Here is a 17,178-nt window from a genome sequence, read left to right on the forward strand (position 1 = left end):
GGGCTTCTTCACCTCCTCGATCACCTTCGTCTCGATCGGCGCCCTCACCACGTCGACCACCTTCTTGGCCAACCCGGTCAGCAGCGCATACACGATCGCCGCGTGAAACAAAATGACAAACCCGATCCCGACCAGGTGGCGGCGGGGGTCGGCTTGTCGCTTGGAAAAGTCCATACGCTGGGATCTCCAGTGTGGAAACGCAAACGTTCGAGGTTAACAAAAATGCCCGCCGGCTTGTGGCCAGCGGGCAAATCGGTGGAGACCCTCGCGCGAAGCGCCAGCCGGCTCCCGCCGGCGGCGCCCCATCAGGCCTCTTTCAGTCGATGACGATCAGAAGGCGTACGCGGCACGCACGTACACGAAGCGACCACGCGGGTCGGCGTACTGCGGGTCATAGCCGGACTGGAACGAGAAGCTCTGGTTGGTGTACGGGGGATCCGAATCCATCAGGTTCTTCGCACCGACCGTCAGGCGCAGGCCCTTGATGCCGGAGTACGTGACTTGAGCGTCATAGATCTCGTACGGGCTCACGCGACGCGGCAGCGGGTTGCCGTCCGCATCCGAACCCGGCACGTCGTGGTAGCCGCTCTGCCAGTTCAGGCCGAGGGTGACGTCCCACGGGCCGGTCGACCAGTTCACGAACTGGTAGGTCTTCAGGCGCGGGATCACGCCACCCGTGGTCGCGTTCTCCAGGTTGCCCACGTTCGGCGAGAACGTGCCGTCCGGATTCTGCGTGTCGTACTTGATGAAGTACGTGCCGCTGAAGCCGAGCGTGAAGCGGCCATAGCCTTCGGTCGGCAGGCGCCACTTCAGGTCGATGTCGACGCCCGACAGCTTGGTTTCGCCGGTGTTCAGGTTGGTCTGGTCGATGTTGATGATCGCGCCAGGGATCGTCACGCCGTTGACCACTTCATCCGGACCACGGGTGACGTAGTTGCCGTACTTCGCCAGGTTGCCCAGGATCACCGCTTGCGGCAGGCCGTTGGAGATCGTGTCCTTCAGCTTGATGTGGAAGTAATCCAGGCTGGCGGAGAAGTTCTTCGTCGGCTCGAGCACGATGCCCGTCGTGAAGTTGGTCGACTTCTCCGACGACAGCGTGGGCTTGCCGCCGTTGGTGGTCGGGAACTGCGTATCGCAATCCTTCACGCCGTCTTCGGTGATCGGGCAGCGCACCGGATCGGTCAGGCCGGTCTGCGAGACGCCGGTGGTGGACGGCGAATACAGGTCTGCCAGGCTGGGAGCCCGGAAACCCTTGCTGACGGAACCGCGCCACAGGAAGCGGCTGCTCGGCTGCCAGCGCAGGCTGAGCTTCGGCGTGGTCGAGCTGCCGGTGCCTTCGTAGTTGTCGTAACGGACGGCGCCGTCGGCCTCCAGCGTCTTGGTGATGGGCACCACCAGTTCGCCGAACACCGAGGTCACGTTGCGCGACTTGTCGACCGCGCCCAGGTTGCCGCCGTAGCCCGAGATGTCGCCCTGGGCGATCTCGGTGCTGGGGTTGAACTGGTACTTCTCCTTGCGGTACTCGGCGCCGACCGCCACCGACATCGCGCCGGCGTCGAGCTGCATCACTTCACGCGAGACGTGGCCGCTCAGGCTGTCCAGCGTGGACTTGACCGAGAACGCGTCGCCGGTGAAGTTGGCGGCACGGATCTGCGCCAGCGTGTCGGCGGTGTTGTCGCCGAAGAAGTTCACCGAACCGCTGTTCAGCAGCGGCAGGATCTTCGAGTAGATCGGGTAGCCGTCGTTGACCTGCTCGCGCACCTTGCTCTGGCTGTGCAGCGCGGAGACGTCGAAGTCCCAGCCGCCGGCCGAGCCCTTGGTGCCCAGCACCATGCGCGGTGCTTCGGCGATGTCGGTCAGGTCGCGGTTGCCGCTCAGCGCAGCGCGGTAGCGCACGCGCAGATCCGGCAGGGCGGCCGTGGTGCCGATCTTGCTTTGCACCCAGGCCGTCGGGTAGTACGGCGAGCTGGGCTTCAGGATGATCGTGGACGACGGGAAGGTCGTGTACTGGTTGTACGGCGCCTGGTTCGCCAGCGGGTTGTTCAGCGGAATCGTGAACTGGTCAGACAGCGGCACCGGCTGGATGATGGTGTTCGTCTTGTTCCGGTTGAACGACGCCTCGGCATAAGCCTCGATGCTGTCGGTGATCGCGAACTTGGCCGAACCGAAGATGCTCACGCGCTCGGTGTCCGGCAGCAGGGCCACCATCGACGCCGGGTCGAAGCGGCAGACGGCCGGCCCGAACACGGGGTCGATCGACGAGTAAGGCGGCACGCAGCCCGTCGCATTGGTCGGGTTGCCCGAAACCTGCGATGCCGCAGGCGTACCCGGGACGGAAGCGACGTTCGCCGGGAAGGTGTTGCCCGAGGTCGTGGTGACCTGGTTCTCGACGTTGTACGAGTGGCTCGCGAAACCGCGGTCGCGGCCGTACAGCGCCGATTCCTTCTGGAACGAACCGACCAGCATCACGTTGAAGCGGTCGGTCGCCAGGTTGCCCATGCCCCAGCTGAGGCTGGCGCGCTTGGAGTCGCCGGCGCTGCCGCGGGTCGGCGTGCCGTACTCGACGGAGATTTCAGTGCCCTGGAAATCCTTCTTCAGGATGAAGTTGATCACCCCGGCGATCGCGTCCGAACCGTAGATGGCCGATGCGCCGTCCTTCAGCACTTCGACGCGCTCGATGGCCGACAGCGGGATGCTGTTGACGTCGACCGAGACGGAGTCGTTCGTGAAGCCGATGCCGTACGGGGCGATGCGCTTGCCGTTCAACAGCACCAGCGTGCGGGTGGAGGTGAGGCCACGCAGCGAGGTGGACGAGATGCCGCCCGTGGTCGCGCCGGAGCCCGACGAGGCGGTCAGGCCGCCCGAGCTGCTCACCGCGCTGACGGTCTGCAGCAGCTGCTCGACCGTGGTGGCGCCGGTGCGGGCGATGTCTTCGCGCGTCAGCACCTGGACCGGCAGCGCCGTCTCGGCATCGATCCGCTTGATCGACGAGCCGGTGATCTCGACGCGTTCGAGCTGCTGCTGAGCGAGAGCAGGCAGTGAGCCGAGCGCAAGGCTGCCGCCGAACGCCAACATCAGGCCGGTGCAGACCTTCGTTCTTCTAAACATGTGATCTCCTAAAACACTGAAAGGTTGATCGATAAACCCACTCTCACAGCAAGTCATGTGCCGGCTTTATGAACCTGCCATGACCTGTCCGCAAAGACATGTAAAAGAATTGTCACTGAAGGGATAAGGGGTCTCTTCAGGGTATTCCTTGATCGCTTCAGAGGCCCTGCGCGTGCAAGTGGGGCGCGCGCCGAGGAGACGCGCGGGGCGATGGCGGGAAACCCAGGCTGCATGCGGGTTTGCGGCCGATTCACCGCAAGACGGCGGCTCATCCGATGACACACTTCGACGCGCACCTGGTCACCGATCCCAGGCTTGCAAGGACACAGCCGTTGGCCCTGTGCAACAGCCTTCGAAAGTTGCCGCCCAAAGCGCGGCCCGGCCCGCGGGAAGCGGGCTCTTCGCCATCGATGGCGCGCAGCCGTCGATGCGTTACGGCGATGACATCAGGCGCCCAGTTCGGCCCTGATTCGGGGCACCGCCGCAAGCAAGGTGCGCGTGTAGCTCGATTGCGGTGAGGAGAGCACCGATTCGGTGGAACCCGATTCCTCGATGCGGCCCTTCTGCATCACCGCCACGTGGTCGGCGATGTACTCGACGACACCGATGTTGTGCGTGATGAAAAGGTACGACACACCGAGCTCGCGCTGCAACTCGCGCAGCAGGTTCAGGATCTGCGCCTGCACCGACACGTCGAGCGCCGAGGTCGGCTCGTCGCAGACGATCAGCTTCGGGTTCACCGCCAGCGCGCGCGCGATCGCGATGCGCTGGCGCTGGCCGCCCGAGAATTCATGCGGGTAGCGCTGCAGCGCATCGCGCCGCAGGCCCACCTGGTCGACCAGGTTCTCGAGCAGCGCGCGCCGCGCCGCCTCGTCCAGCTCGGGACGCAGCGCGAGCAGGCCTTCCTCGAGCACGTCGAACACGCGCATGCGCGGGTTCAGCGATGCGAACGGGTCCTGGAAGATGATCTGCACCGCGCGCCGCGCATCGCGCAGCGCATCGCCCTCGAGGCTGAACAGGTCCTGGCCCTGGAACAGCGCCCTGCCCTCGATCACCGCCTGGCGGCGCAGCAGCTGCACGATGGCCTTGCCGGTGGTCGTCTTGCCGCAACCGGATTCGCCGACCAGCGCCAGCGTCTCGCCGGGCTGGATGCCGAACGAGATGCCGTCGACCGCGTTGAAGCTGCCCTGCGCGCGCTGCAGCAGCCCGCGGCGGATCGGGAAGCGCACCGACAACTGCTGCACATCGAGCAGCAGTGGCTGGTCTAGACCAGCTTCGGTGCGCTTTGCGGCCACCGCGACGATGCTCTCGCCCTGGATCGGGGCGGCGTCGGCGGGCAGCGCACCATCGCGAGACAGGTCGCGATAGAGGATGCAGCGCACGTTGCGCCGCGTGCCGAGGTCGATCAGCTCCGGGATGGTGGTGTGGCACTCGGGCATCACGCGGTCGCAGCGCGGCGCGAAGCGGCAGCCGGTGAAGTCCTGCCACAGCGGCGGCACGGTGCCGGGGATCGCGGCCAGCCGGCCGCCGCGCTTGTCGGCGTCGGGCAGCGCCCGCAGCAGCAGCCTGGCGTACGGGTGCTTCGGCGAGCGGAAGAACTCCTGGCTGGTCGCCTCTTCGATGATCTGCCCGGCGTACATCAGCGCGACGCGGTGCGCCATGCCGGCCACCACCGCCAGGTCGTGCGTGATCAGCAGCAGGCCCATGCCCTGCTCGCTCTGCAGCTGCTTCAGCAGGTCGAGGATCTGCGCCTGGATCGTCACGTCCAGCGCGGTGGTCGGCTCGTCGGCGATCAGGAAATCGGGCTCGGCCGCCAGCGTCATCGCGATCATCACGCGCTGCTTCTGGCCGCCGCTCAGGCGGAACGGGTATTCGTCGATGCGGCGTGCCGGCTCCGGGATGCCGACCTTGCCCAGCCACTGGATGGCCTTCTCGCGCGCAGCGGCGCCGCGCAGCTCGGTGTGCGCCTCGATCGCCTCGACGATCTGCTCGCCCACGCGCTTGACCGGGTTCAGGCTGGTCGACGGCTCCTGGAAGATCATGCCGATCTTGCCGCCGCGCACGCTGCGCATGCGCGACTCGGGCAGCGCGAACACGTCCTCGCCCTCGACGTGCAGCGAGCCCTGCGTGACGCGGCCGTTGTCGGGCAGCAGGCGCATCAGCGCGAGCGCGGTCATGCTCTTGCCGCAGCCGGACTCGCCGACCAGCGCGAAGGTCTCGCCGCGCGCGATGGTCAGGCGCAGCCCGTCGATGGCCTTCACGAGGCCGGCATCGGCGTCCAGCGCCACCTTCAGATCATTGACTTGCAACATGGCGGCGGCTCAGCGGGAAGGACGGTTCACGCGGGCCAGCCGGCCCAGCGGATTGCGGCGCGGCCGGAAGATGCGCGCCCGCGGATCGAACGCGTCGCGCACGCCGTCGGCGAACAGGTTGGCCGCCAGCACCAGCGCCACCATGAAGCTGAACGCCGCGGCGAACGACCACCACACCACCGGGTCGCGCGACATCTCGTTGCGCGCCAGGTTGATCATGCCGCCGAAGCTGTTCATCGACGGGTCGACGCCGACGCCGACGTACGACAGCACCGCCTCGTAGAGGATCAGCGCCGAGAAATCGAGCACCGTCGTGATGATGATCAGGTGCACCACGTTCGGGAAGATGTGCCGCACCATGATGCGCCAGTCGCTGACGCCGAACGCGGTGGCGGCCTGCACGTAGTCGAGCTCGCGCAGCTTCATGGTCTCGGCGCGCAGCAGCCGGCACAGCGTGGCCCAGCCCGTCAGCCCGAGGATCACGCACAGCAGGAACAGCCGCACGTCGGCGCGCTCGGCGCCGGTCTCGAACAGGTCGGGATGGGTGTCGATGAAGACCTGCATCATCAGCACGCAGGCGGCGATCAGCAGCACGTTCGGCACCGACGACAGCGTGGTGTAGAGGTACTGGATGACCTCGTCGATCCAGCCCTTGAAGTAGCCGGCGAGGATGCCCAGGCCGACCGCGAGCGGAAGCGTTGCCACGGTCGACAGGCTGCCGATCACGAACGCGGTGCGGATGCTCTTGAAGGCCTGGTACAGCACGTCGTTGCCGGTGCGGTCGGTGCCGAACACGTGGTACTGCGTGGCCAGCGAGAACACCGGCCCGAAGATCGCGCACAGCACGAACACCGTGATCAGCCCGGCGCGCAGCGGCAGGTCGGTGTGGTTGTGCAGCAGCTGGTGGCAGGCCTGGCGCCAGGTCCAGCCGTTCACGCGTGCCACCACCGCGGCCACCGCCGACACCACCGCCAGCCCCACCAGCACGCCGATGACCAGGCCGCGCAGCGTGCGCCACGCGATGTCGGCGCCCCAGCCGGCATCGTCCTTCAGGTGCGCGCCGCCATGGTCCAGGCGCGGGAAGATGCGCTCGGTCTTGCCGTCGACCTCGCGCGAATCCTTCGTGAAGGCGCGCATCGCGAGCGGTGCCGAGTAGGTGGTCTCGCGCCCCTCGACCTGCGTGGACAGCACCACGTCGAGCAGCGATTCGGTGCGCGTGCTGTAGGCCTGGGCCTGCTGGGCATCGCCGCCGGCCGCGTTCTGCAACGCGCGCCGGAAGTGCACGCTGTCGACCACGGCGACGCCGAGGAACACCAGCAGGATCACCGCCGAGCACAGCGCCGCCGGATCGCGGAAGACCTTGAGCCACGAGGTGCGCAGGTTGACGCTGCCGCGGATGCGCCAGCCGTACACCAGCAGGGCCAGCACGAGCAGCATCACCACCACGTCCGACCACAGAAAGACAATCTTCGGCATGAGTTGGGTTCCGGTGCGTGGCTCAGCTCAGCCGAACCCGGGGGTCGACCCAGGTGTAGGCGATGTCGATGAGGATGTAGGTGCCGATGTACAGCAGCGAGCCGATGAAGACGATCGAGCGCAGGATCGCGAAGTCCTGGCCCGAGATCGCGTCGATCACGTAGGCGCCCAGCCCCGGGATGCCGAAGAAGCTCTCGAACACCAGGCTGCCGAGGAACACGTACGGCAGGTAGCTGCCGGCGCTGGTGATGATCGGGATCAGCGCATTGGGCAGCACGTGGCGGAACAGCACCTTGGGCTCGCTCAGGCCCTTGGCCCGCGCGGTGCGCACGTAGTCGCGGCCGATCTCCTCGAGGAACATCGCGCGGTACAGCCGCCCTTCCCCGCCCAGGCGCGACAGCAGCGACAGGATCACCGGCAGCACCAGGAAGCGCACCGCGTCCAGCCCCGGCGCGAAGCCCGAGATCGGCACGAGGCGGAACATGCGCGAGAACAGGAACTGGCCGACGATGATGTAGAACAGGCTGCTGATCGACAGCATCAGCACGCAGGCCACCACGCCCCAGAAGTCGATGCGCGAGTTCTTGAAGAACACCAGCAGCAGCGCAAAGCCGACGCTCGCGAAGATCTGCAGCACGAACAGCGGCACCGCCAGCTGCAGGCTGACCCACATGCGGGTGCGGATCTCGTGGCCGATGTCGGTGGCGCTGCGCGCATCGGAGCGGCCGAACTTGAGCGCCAGCAGCGACACCGAGCGGTCCCAGAACACGGTGTCGGTGAGCTGCTCGACACCGCTCGCCTTGTGGTTGACGTACAGCGGCTTGTCGTAGCCGCGCTCGCTCTTCCACTTCTCGATCTGCTCCTGCGTGACGCGCTTGCCGCCGATGTTCAGGCGCGCCATGTCGTCCGGCGTGTTGACCGTGAAGAACAGCAGGAAGGTGAACAGGTTGACCCCGAGCAGGATCAGGAAGCCGTAGAAGCCACGGCGGATGATGTAGTTCAACATCGGATCAGGCTTTCGCAGGACGGGGCGCGTCGGCGGCGATGGCCACCTCGCGTTCGCGCGCGACGAAGCCGCGGCGCGCGATCCACGCGAGCAGCACGAGCGCCACGACGATCAGCAGCAGCGGCCAGTAGACCGGGTGGTTCCACTCGGCCTGCCGGGCCACGCGCAGCGCGGGCTCGATGCGGTGGTAGCGCACCATGTCGCGGATCATGATGGTCGGCTTGCCGTTGTGCACCCATTCCTGGTAGGCACCGGCCGCATACGGGTAGTAGCCGAACGACCAGACCGCGTCCTTGCGCAGGATGTCGACCATCTCGTCGATCACCTTCTGCTTCTGCGGGCCGTCCTCCAGCAGCTGCAGCTGGCGGTAGCGCTTGTCGTACTCGGGGTTCTCGTAGTTCGCGACGTTCTCGCCCTCGTGGCGCGACTTCGCGTTCGGCCCGTACAGCAGGAACAGGAAGTTCTCCGCATCGGGGTAGTCCGCCAGCCAGCCGGCCCAGAAGATCTGGTGCTTGCCCTTCAGGATCTTGTCCTGGAACTGGTTGAAGTCGGTCGCGCGGATCTCGAGCTGCACCCCGATCTTGGCGAACTGCTTGACCATCCAGTCGAGCTCGGCGCGGAACTCGGGCGTCACCGCGCGCTGGAAATCGTAGTTCAGCACCAGCGGGCGGCCGGTCTTCGCGTCGCGGCCGTCGGGATAGCCGGCCTCGGCCAGCAGCTGCCGGGCCTCGTCGATCGAGCGGCGCACCACCTTGCCGTCGACCATCTTGTGCGTGATCGGGTTGTAGCCCTCGGGCGTGCCGTGGCGCGAGCCGAACAGGCCGGCCGGCACCGGGCCGTGCGCCGCGACGCCGCCCTTCTGGATGAAGATGCGGCCGTAGCCCTCTTCCCAGTCGATCGCGATCGAGATGGCCTGGCGCAGCTTGCGGTGCTTCTCGTCCTCTTCCGGCGTCGCGCCCTTGCCGACCACCGGGTCGAGCATGTTGAAGCCGAGGTACCAGATCGAGATGTCGACCGTCTGCGGGAACTGGAAGCCGCGCTGCTCGAAACGCTGCTTCACCTCGTCGGAGTCGTTCGCGTCGGCGAGGAAATCGGGGCCCCAGTCGACGCGCTCGACCTCGGGGATGTCGAGGTAGCCCTGCACGAACTTGGCCTTGTACGGCACCTTCTCCTTCTCGCTCGTGAAGACGATCTTGTCGATGAAGGGCATGCGCTTGCCGCAATCCTTCAGCAGCCCGGCGGCCTCGTCCTGCGGCTCGCCCTCGCAGGGGTAGAGGTCTTCGCGGTAGTTCGGGTTGCGCGTCAGCACGTGCACGCGATCCTGCACGTACTCGGTGAGCATGTAGGGGCCGGTGCCGACCGGCCAGCGCGTCATCGCCAGCCCGTTCTTGGCCATGCCCGGCTGGGCGTAGAACTTGTCGGCCTCCCACGGCACCGGCGCCATGAAGGGCATCGCCATCCAGTACTTCCACTGCGGGTACTTGCCGCGGATGCGGATGCGCAGCGTGTACGGGTCGAGCGCCTGCGCGCCGGCCAGCGGCCAGCGGCGGAAATCGAGGAAGGGCTTGTCCAGCGACGCCGGGTCCAGCCCCTGGCGCAGCTTGGCGTCCTCGGCCTTGATCAGCGCGCCGTACTCCTTCAGGCCGATGACGTACTCGGAGAAGATGCCGTAGATCGGCGCCTCGATGCGCGTGGTCGCGTGGCGCTTGAGCGCGTAGACGAAGTCGTCGGCGACCAGCTCGCGCGTGCCGGTCTTCGCGAAGTCCCACGGCGAGCGCTTGCCCTCGACGTCCGAGGCCTTCAGGTCGTGATAGAGGTACTGGCCCTTGTCGTCCTTGGCGAACGCGGGGTGCGGCGCATAGAGCACGCCGTGCTTGATCTTGACGTCGTAGATGCTCTCGGCGACCAGCTCGCCCGGCGCGTCGTCGGCCAGCGGCTGGCCGTTCTTGTCGAGGTACTTCGGCTGCGCGACCGCCTCGGCGGTCTTCGGGATCAGCTGGAACGGCCGCTTCAGGTAGTGGTACGCGTACGGCGGGTCGTAGACCTGGAAGACGACCGGCGTCTCGTTGTTCGAGTACGAGGCGGTCGGATCGAGGTAGCGTGGCGAACGCTCCTGGTAGGCGGTGAACATCGTGTTCGTCGCCGCGGCGCCCTTGGGCTGGGGGCTGTTGTCACAGCCGGCCAGCACGGTGCAGGCGGCGAGCAGGGCTGCGAGCCCTTGGCCCAGCCACGATCCAGATCCCCGCATCCCGCGCTCTCCTTCGACGACAGACAAGCGGCGCGTGCGGGTAAGCACGGCCGGAAAAAAACAAGAGCCTCACACAACGCGGCTTGTGGCCGTGTCGCCGCGAGGCAGTCCGCAATGATAAAGCCCGGCGCGGGGCCGGTTTGCCAGGGGTTTCCACGGCTTTACCGGCGGCAGGCCGCAGGGCGTTCGGTGCACGCAATAAAAGTGCCAGCTACCAGCCGATCAGCACGTTCCGTCCGTCGACCAGCAGCGTGACCTTGCGGCCGACCGGCAGTGTCAGCTTGGTCGGCACGTGGCCGAACGGCAAACCGGTCAGGATCGGGACTTTCGTCACGCTTCGCAGGTGCTCCACCGCCGACTTGAGGGTGTATCCCCGGTCCAGCGGCGACTTGCGGTATTCGGTGAAGGCCCCCAGGACGATCGCCTTCTGCGCATCGAGCACGCCGGCCTGGTGCAGTTGCAGCAGGCTGCGCTCGATGCGGTAGGGGTGTTCGTTGACGTCCTCGACGAACAGCACGCCCCCTTTGACCTTCGGGAAATGCGGCGTGCCCAGCAGCGCGTTCAGCACGCACAGGTTGCCGCCCCACAGCGTGCCCTTGCGCTCCAGGCCGTCGAAACCGGCCTCGGTGCGGAAGCCGACGGCTTCCAGCTCGCCGCTCATGGCCTCGACGAAGCAGTCGGGCGTGACCTCGTCCAGCGCGTCCGCGCCGAAGTCCGCACAAGCCATCGGCCCGGCCCAGCTGGTGGCCTTGGCATGCGCGAGCAGGCCGAGCTGCAGCGCCGTCATGTCGCTGTAGCCGACCCAGCGCGTGCCGTGCTCGGCGCTGTGCGCGAGCAGCTTCCAGTCGATGCGGTCGAGCAGGCGCGTGAGGCCATAGCCGCCGCGCGCCGCCATCGCGATCGACGGGGCGGCGCGGGCGATGCGGTGCAGCGCCGCCAGGCGGATCTCGTCGTCGCCGGCGAAGCGCTGGTGCTTCTCGAGCGCCGATTCGTCGACCGTCACGTCGAAGCCGAGCCCGGCCAGGCGTTTGGCGGCGCGGCGCAGCGGTGCCGCGGCAGCCACGACGCCGGCCGGCGAGAAGATCGTCAGCGTGCGCGCAGCCGGGCCGTCGTCGTCATGGTGATGGTGATGGTGGGGGTGGGTCAATTTCGACGGCCTCGCCGGTGGGAATGCCGGGCGGCTCGGCGGCCGATCCGGACGGGATGGAGAGATCGGCCTCGGCAAACACCGAGGCCGCACCGCTGCGGCGCTGGCGGTACAGCTCGCGGCGCTCGGCGAAGAAGTCGCGCAGCACGCCGCCGCATTCGGCGGCCAGCACGCCGCCTTCGACCTGCGTGTGGTGGTTCAGCTGCGGCTGCGAGAACAGGTCGATCACCGAACCGGCCGCACCGGTCTTCGGGTCGTGGGCACCGAAGACGACGCGCTTGAAGCGGGCGTGCATCAGGGCCATCGCGCACATCGCGCAGGGCTCGAGCGTCACGTAGAGCTCGCACTCGGGCAGGCGGTAGTTCGCGAGCAGCGTGGCGGCGTGGCGCAGCGCGACGATCTCGGCATGCGCCGTCGGGTCGTGCTCGGTGATCGGGCGGTTGTAGCCGGTGGCGATCACCTGGCCGGCGCGCATGATGACGGCGCCGACCGGCACCTCGCCCACCAGCCACGCATTGCGGGCCTGGTCGAGCGCGATGCGCATCGCGCGTTCATCGGCCGCGGAACTCATCGCGGGCCTTTCACTTGGTGTCGCTCTCGTCCTTGCGGGCGGCGCCTTGGGCACCCTGCTCCAGCGCCTTGACGACGTCGTTGCGCGCCTTGTCCTGCAGCTGCTGCGACTGTTCACGGACCGTGCCGCCGGCACTGGTGCCCGCGGAGACGCTGCCATCGGTGGCAACCACCGGCACCTTGCCGACGGCCTTCAGCTGCTTGTTGATCACGACGCCGATGATCGCGAGGGCGATCAGCAAGGAAACGAATCCGAAGGTGGCTTTCATCTGTCATCCCCGCCCGGTGCCAGTCCGGGCCTGCGGGGCGCAGGGTAGCCGGGTTCGGGGCGGTCGGCATCGTACAACAGGGCCGACCCGGCACCGGCGGTCGAGCGCGGGGGACAGCCGGGTGGCGGGGCCGGCATTGCATCACGACAGCAGCCAGGCGCCCAGCGTCTCGTGGCGACCCTGGCCGACGTGGCTGCGGACCAGCGCGAAGCCGGCCGCGTGCCAGCCGATCGGCTCGATTGCGTGCTCGGCGATGCTGTGCCGGCGGTCGTACAGCAGCGTCATGTGAGGCGTGGCGTTGCGCGAGGCCTGCGCCTCGGTGTCGCCCATCACCAGGTTCAGCCGCCGGCGGAACGCAGCGACCGCGGGCAGGTTGTCGCTGCTTCGCAGCACGAAGGCACCACTGCCGGGAAAGCTCAGCGCGCGGTCGAAGCACAGCTCGAAGCCCTCGTGTACCAGGCCGGCGGCGACATGCATCGCCAACTCGACGTTGGCGTCGTCGTCGACCATCGCGCGCAACGTGACATGCAGACGCTCGCTCGACAACAGCTTGCCGGCCAAGCCATGCTCGCTGCGCAGTCGAGTCGCCAGCTCGATGATGCGTTCGGCCGCCTCGGGCGGCGGCCGCAATGCGAAGAAAAGGCCCAGGTGCTGCGCGACCTGCGAGACGCGGGTCGCCTGCGCAGGGGGCGGTGGTAGCGGCTGTATCGGCGGCTCGTCGAACCCCGGCAAGCCGAACTGTTCCGACCCGGACCGGGCCTCCTTCTTCATTCGCATCTATCGAGCACCAGCCTCAAGCAACGTGAAGTGGGTGCGGCCGATCAGCTTCCTGAAGTCACGATCGAAACTCACGAGGTGTTCGCCCATGTGGACGACGGCCGCAGCCAGCCAGGCGTCCGGCAGGAGATTGCCGCCAAGTTGCTTGTCCAGGCACAGTTGGCGCAGACGAGGCCACTCCGCGCCCTGATCCGCCAGCTGGACACCCGGCACGGCGAGCAGCGCATCGACAAAGCCGACCGCCTGCTCGATCGGCGTCGGGACGTGGAAGATTCTGGGGCTGGTCACCAGCCGCAAAAAACTGGCCACGACCATCGGCATCACGGTCAAGGTTGTTCCTGATGAAACCGCGGCGACAGCCTCTTCGAGCCACGGCCGGGCAACAGCATGATGGGGATGGTCGCTGCGGAACGCCGCGACCAGCACATTCACGTCAGGCGTCATCGCCCAACGCCTCCAGCAGCGACCTGTTGCTGAGCGGATCAACACCCGCTACCAGGCCACCGCGCCCCTTGAACACCGGCAGACGCGACTTGCCTCGCGGCACCGTCGCCTGCTGCGCCCTCAAGCGCAGCTGCAGGCCCTCCTCGATCAGGCGCGTCAGCGTGGTTCGTTGCCGGGCAGCAAGTGCCTTGGCCGTGGCCAGCAGTTCATCGTTGATGTCGAGGGTCGTCTTCATCCAAAGATGATACAGATTTCTGTATTGGTTCCGCTAGTGCTCGGCCKCATCCCTCCCGCTGCCCTTGCGCGGCCACGGCAGCAGCATCCCCACCTGCTCGCGGTAGACCCGGTAGCGGTCGCCGAACTGCGCGACCAGGTCGCGCTCCTCGAACCAGATGCCGATCAGGATGTAGCCGGTGGTGGCGACCGCGAACAGCAGGTGGCCGGCGGTCATCACCGGCGTGGCCCAGAACCCGAGCAGGAAACCCAGGTAGATCGGGTGCCGCACATGCCGGTAGAACAGCGGCGTGCGGAACACCGGCGCCGGGATCGGCCGACCGCGCAGCCGCGCCACCACCTGGCGCAGGCCGAACAGTTCGAAGTGGTTGATCAGGAAGGTGCTGATCAGCAGCATCGCCCAGCCGAGCCAGAACACCGCCTGCAGCACGAAGCGCCCCACCGGGTCGCCGACCGACCAGACCACCGGCTGCGCGATCGGCCGCCACTGCCACAGCAGCAGGGCCAGCACCGCCGTCGCCGCGAGCACGAAGCTGCTGCGCTCGACCGGCTCGGGCACGATGYGCGTCCACCAGCGCTTGAAACCGCGCCGCGCCATCACGCTGTGCTGAACCGCGAACAGGCCGAGCAGCAGCACGTTGACGAGCAGCGCCTCGGCCAGCGGCACCGCGCTGCCGCTGTCGATGTTCTTCGGCACGGCCACGCCGCCGACGAAACCGATCGCATAGATGAAGGTCGCGAGAAAAAAGACGTAGACGGCAAAGCCGTAGAGAACGCCGAAGATGGCCATGACCACACTCCCATGAAGTGCCGGCGGCGCAGCTAGCGCGCCCACCAGCGGTTGTCGAGCACTTGCGCAATGCGCAGCGCCGCACGCGCAGCGCCATCGGTTTCCACCGGCCGGTAGCGCACCGGCTCGTGCATGGCCGCGAGCGCGCGCGTGGCCAGCGTGTCGGGATCGAGCGTCGGGTAGTCGAGCGAGCGGTCGGCGCCATAGTTGGCGAGCCGGCAGCGCACGTGGACGCACTGCTCGAAATGGCGCTGCAGCGGAAAACTCAGGAACGGCCGGCGCGTCGCCACCAGCTCCATGCAGGTGGACAGCCCGCCCTGGACCAGCGCGAGGTCGCAGCACGCGAGCTGCTCGTACAGCTTGTGCACGTAGGGCCGGATCTCCAGCCCGTCGAGCTGCGGGAAGTCATCGCCGGCCATGCGCGGGCCGGTGACGACGACCAGCCGCAATTCCGGCAGCTCGCGCTTCATGCGCGGGAAGGCCTGCACGATGCGCTGCAGCAGCGGGCGCCCGACCGCGGTGCCGCCGACGGTGGCGATCGCGATCTTCTCGTCGCGCCGCCAGCCGTGCCGGGCGCGCAGCCGCTCGGTGTCGGCCAGCGTCGCCGGGTCGAACGGCAGCGCATAGCCGCAGTAGCTGAAGTTGCGGTCGGTCCAGTCGCGGATGCCCGGCAGGCCAGGGCCGAATGCCGCCTCGGTGACGTCGTCGCGGTTGCCGACGAACAGCGCCGCATCGCGGATGTACGGGTAGCGCGCGATGTGCTCGATGTCGTCGGCGTTGCGGTCGGCGCACAGCAGCGCCTCGCGCGCATTGCCCGGCTCCATCGGCAGGCAGCCGACGAAATCGGTGAGGAAGACGAAGGGCTGGCGCTTGAGCTCCGGGTTCTCGTGGTAGTGGTAGTCGACGTCCCAGGCCTCGTCGCCGATGACCACGTCGTAGTGCTCGGTCTCCACCAGGTCGACGAAGGTCATGAAGTTGCGCGTCATGATCTCGTCCATCGTGCGCAGCGCGAAGAACGCCGACAGGTCGTGCTCGCCGGCCTGCCGCTCGAAATGCCGGCTCTCGCTGGCCAGCCGCCGCGTGATCGGGTGCAGCCGTTCGCCTTCGGCCTGCAGGTAGCGCGCCGCCGGATCGACGGTGAACCAGTCGATGTCGAGATCGGGCTGCAGCGTGCGCAGCGAACGCGCGATCGCCAGGTCGCGCTGCACGTGGCCGAGCCCGATCGGGCTGGAGATGAACAGCGCACGGCGCCGCCGCTTCATCGCCCGCGTCCAGGTCGCGCTGCGCGGCGTGCCGCCGATGAAATCGCGCACGCTGCGGTTGAACAGCACCGGGTCGCGCACCGCGGTGAGGTGGCCGCCGCCTTCGACCACCAGCAGGCGCGCGCCGGGCACCAGCGCATGGATCGCCCGGCCGTGCGAATGCAGCACGCGGTGGTCATCGGTGCCGTGGATCACCAGCGTCGGGCAGCTCACGCGGCGCGCCAGCTCGCGCACGTCGTTGCCCTTCCAGGCCTTGCGCACCCAGTTGATGACGCGCCCGCTGGTGCCTTGCGCGTAGCCCACGCCGTCCTCGAAGGGCTTGGTCGAATGCGGCTCGGTGAACAGGTTGGACATGAAGGTGTCGATGTAGCCGGGCCAGTCGTCGCTCGCCTGGTCGGCCTCGGCCTGCACCAGGCGCGCGAGGGCATCGGTGTCGACCAGCGATTCGGCAAAGCCGCCGGCGATCACCAGGTGGGTGACGCGCTGCGGCTGCTCGGCGGCCACGCGCAGCACCGTCATCGCCGAAGCCGAGGTGCCGACCAGCGCGACGCGCTCGGTGCCGGCGGCAGCGTCCAGCACGGCCACGAAATCGGCATGGAAGATGTCGAAGCTGTAGCACTCGGCGGCATCGGGCCGGTCGGAGCGGCCGTTGCCGCGCCCGTCCATCGTGATGACGCGGAAGTGCTCGCACAGCCAGGGCACGGCGCCCTTCAGCATCCGGCTGTCCACCATCTGGAACGGCGGCGCGAACGCGATCCACGGCCCGCTGTCGCCCCACACCGCGTACCAGATGCGCACGCCGTCGCGGTCGACGAAGCCCTGGCGTGCCGGCTCGACGGTCTCGTAGGGGCTGTCAGCCATGGGCTTCTCCCACGCGTGCGTCCAGCGATTCGAGCAGTGCCTGCACCGCGTCGAGCGCCGCCCGGTGTTGCGCCCTCTCCTGCCGGACGCCCAGCAGGTCAGCGAACTCCATGCCGAGCCAGAACTCCGAGATCCAGCAGGCGATGACGTCGGCCGTCAGTGCCGCCGGCAGTGAGACACCGGCCGATTCGAGCGCCGCCACCGCCTCGCGCACCACGTCGCGCACCAGCTTCTTCCAGGCCAGCAGGCGCGGCAGGAACTTTTCGCGCAGGCCGGCGTTGGCAAAGCTGGCCGCCCACAGCTCGGCCTGCACGCGCACGAAGCCGGATGCGAGGTCGCTCTCGTAGAAGCGCCGCGCCTCGGCCCACTTGGCGGCGTAGCCGCCCGGCCCGGCGTACATCGAGCCCTGGCGTGCCAGCAGCCGGCGGTTTGCCGCATCCAGCACCTCGATGACCAGTTGGTCCTTGGAGCCGAAGTGGTAGTTGATCAACGCATGGTTGACGCCCGCATCCTTGGCGATCTCGCGCACGCTCAACGCCGCATAGCCCTCGCTCGCGAGGCGCCGGAAGGTGGCGTCGAGGATCTTCTCGCGGGTGTCGACGGACGAACCGTCGCCAGGCGCCGCGGCGGCGCGCGGGGCGGACTTCAGGGTCATGGTGTTGAACAGGCGGTTT

The 17,178-nt window shown here is 67.8% G+C and carries 14 protein-coding genes; all 14 read right to left on the bottom strand.

What is annotated here, in order from left to right; all coding sequences use genetic code 11:
* Positions 1-330: 330 nt before the first annotated feature.
* Positions 331-3,108, bottom strand: coding sequence for a TonB-dependent receptor (locus AC1DYN_RS22595; RefSeq protein WP_477963361.1), 2,778 nt, complete (start codon positions 3,106-3,108; stop codon positions 331-333).
* A gap of 446 nt (positions 3,109-3,554) precedes the next feature.
* Positions 3,555-5,420, bottom strand: a complete 1,866-nt coding sequence (locus tag AC1DYN_RS22600; protein WP_477963362.1) for an ABC transporter ATP-binding protein — start codon at positions 5,418-5,420, stop codon at positions 3,555-3,557.
* 9 nt (positions 5,421-5,429) lie between these two features.
* Positions 5,430-6,896: an ABC transporter permease gene (locus AC1DYN_RS22605; RefSeq protein WP_477963363.1), complete on the bottom strand. Its 1,467-nt coding sequence runs from the start codon at positions 6,894-6,896 to the stop codon at positions 5,430-5,432.
* A gap of 22 nt (positions 6,897-6,918) precedes the next feature.
* Entirely contained in the window at positions 6,919-7,902 is a 984-nt protein-coding gene (locus AC1DYN_RS22610; protein WP_477963364.1) for an ABC transporter permease, read from the bottom strand.
* A gap of 4 nt (positions 7,903-7,906) precedes the next feature.
* Positions 7,907-10,150, bottom strand: a complete 2,244-nt coding sequence (locus AC1DYN_RS22615; RefSeq protein WP_477963365.1) for an ABC transporter substrate-binding protein — start codon at positions 10,148-10,150, stop codon at positions 7,907-7,909.
* 211 nt (positions 10,151-10,361) lie between these two features.
* The gene (locus AC1DYN_RS22620; RefSeq protein ID WP_477963366.1) at positions 10,362-11,297 is read right to left on the bottom strand and encodes an LD-carboxypeptidase; all 936 of its coding nucleotides are present in this window, start codon (positions 11,295-11,297) and stop codon (positions 10,362-10,364) included.
* Entirely contained in the window at positions 11,266-11,868 is a 603-nt protein-coding gene (gene tadA / locus AC1DYN_RS22625; RefSeq protein ID WP_477963367.1) for a tRNA adenosine(34) deaminase TadA, read from the bottom strand. Before tadA ends, AC1DYN_RS22620 begins: the two co-directional genes overlap by 32 nt.
* Before the next feature lie 10 nt (positions 11,869-11,878).
* Positions 11,879-12,136 carry a hypothetical protein gene (locus AC1DYN_RS22630; protein WP_477963368.1) on the bottom strand — a complete coding sequence of 86 codons (258 nt, stop codon included), beginning with the start codon at positions 12,134-12,136 and terminating at the stop codon, positions 11,879-11,881.
* 141 nt (positions 12,137-12,277) lie between these two features.
* On the bottom strand, positions 12,278-12,907 hold the full coding sequence (locus tag AC1DYN_RS22635) for a 2'-5' RNA ligase family protein (RefSeq protein WP_477963369.1): 630 nt from the start codon (positions 12,905-12,907) through the stop codon (positions 12,278-12,280).
* A gap of 6 nt (positions 12,908-12,913) precedes the next feature.
* The gene (locus AC1DYN_RS22640; RefSeq protein WP_477963370.1) at positions 12,914-13,357 is read right to left on the bottom strand and encodes a TA system VapC family ribonuclease toxin; all 444 of its coding nucleotides are present in this window, start codon (positions 13,355-13,357) and stop codon (positions 12,914-12,916) included.
* Positions 13,347-13,592: a DUF6364 family protein gene (locus tag AC1DYN_RS22645; protein ID WP_477829018.1), complete on the bottom strand. Its 246-nt coding sequence runs from the start codon at positions 13,590-13,592 to the stop codon at positions 13,347-13,349. The genes AC1DYN_RS22640 and AC1DYN_RS22645 overlap by 11 nt, the downstream gene beginning before the upstream one ends.
* Before the next feature lie 33 nt (positions 13,593-13,625).
* Positions 13,626-14,381 carry a methanethiol S-methyltransferase gene (mddA, locus tag AC1DYN_RS22650; protein WP_477963371.1) on the bottom strand — a complete coding sequence of 252 codons (756 nt, stop codon included), beginning with the start codon at positions 14,379-14,381 and terminating at the stop codon, positions 13,626-13,628.
* Between the two features lie 32 nt (positions 14,382-14,413).
* Positions 14,414-16,504 carry an alpha/beta hydrolase gene (locus AC1DYN_RS22655; RefSeq protein WP_477963372.1) on the bottom strand — a complete coding sequence of 697 codons (2,091 nt, stop codon included), beginning with the start codon at positions 16,502-16,504 and terminating at the stop codon, positions 14,414-14,416.
* A complete protein-coding gene (locus AC1DYN_RS22660) occupies positions 16,497-17,159 on the bottom strand; it encodes a TetR/AcrR family transcriptional regulator (protein ID WP_477963373.1) in 663 nt (220 codons plus the stop codon). Before AC1DYN_RS22660 ends, AC1DYN_RS22655 begins: the two co-directional genes overlap by 8 nt.
* Positions 17,160-17,178: the final 19 nt, after the last annotated feature.

This window comes from Rhizobacter sp. P2_D12, from assembly GCF_056404395.1.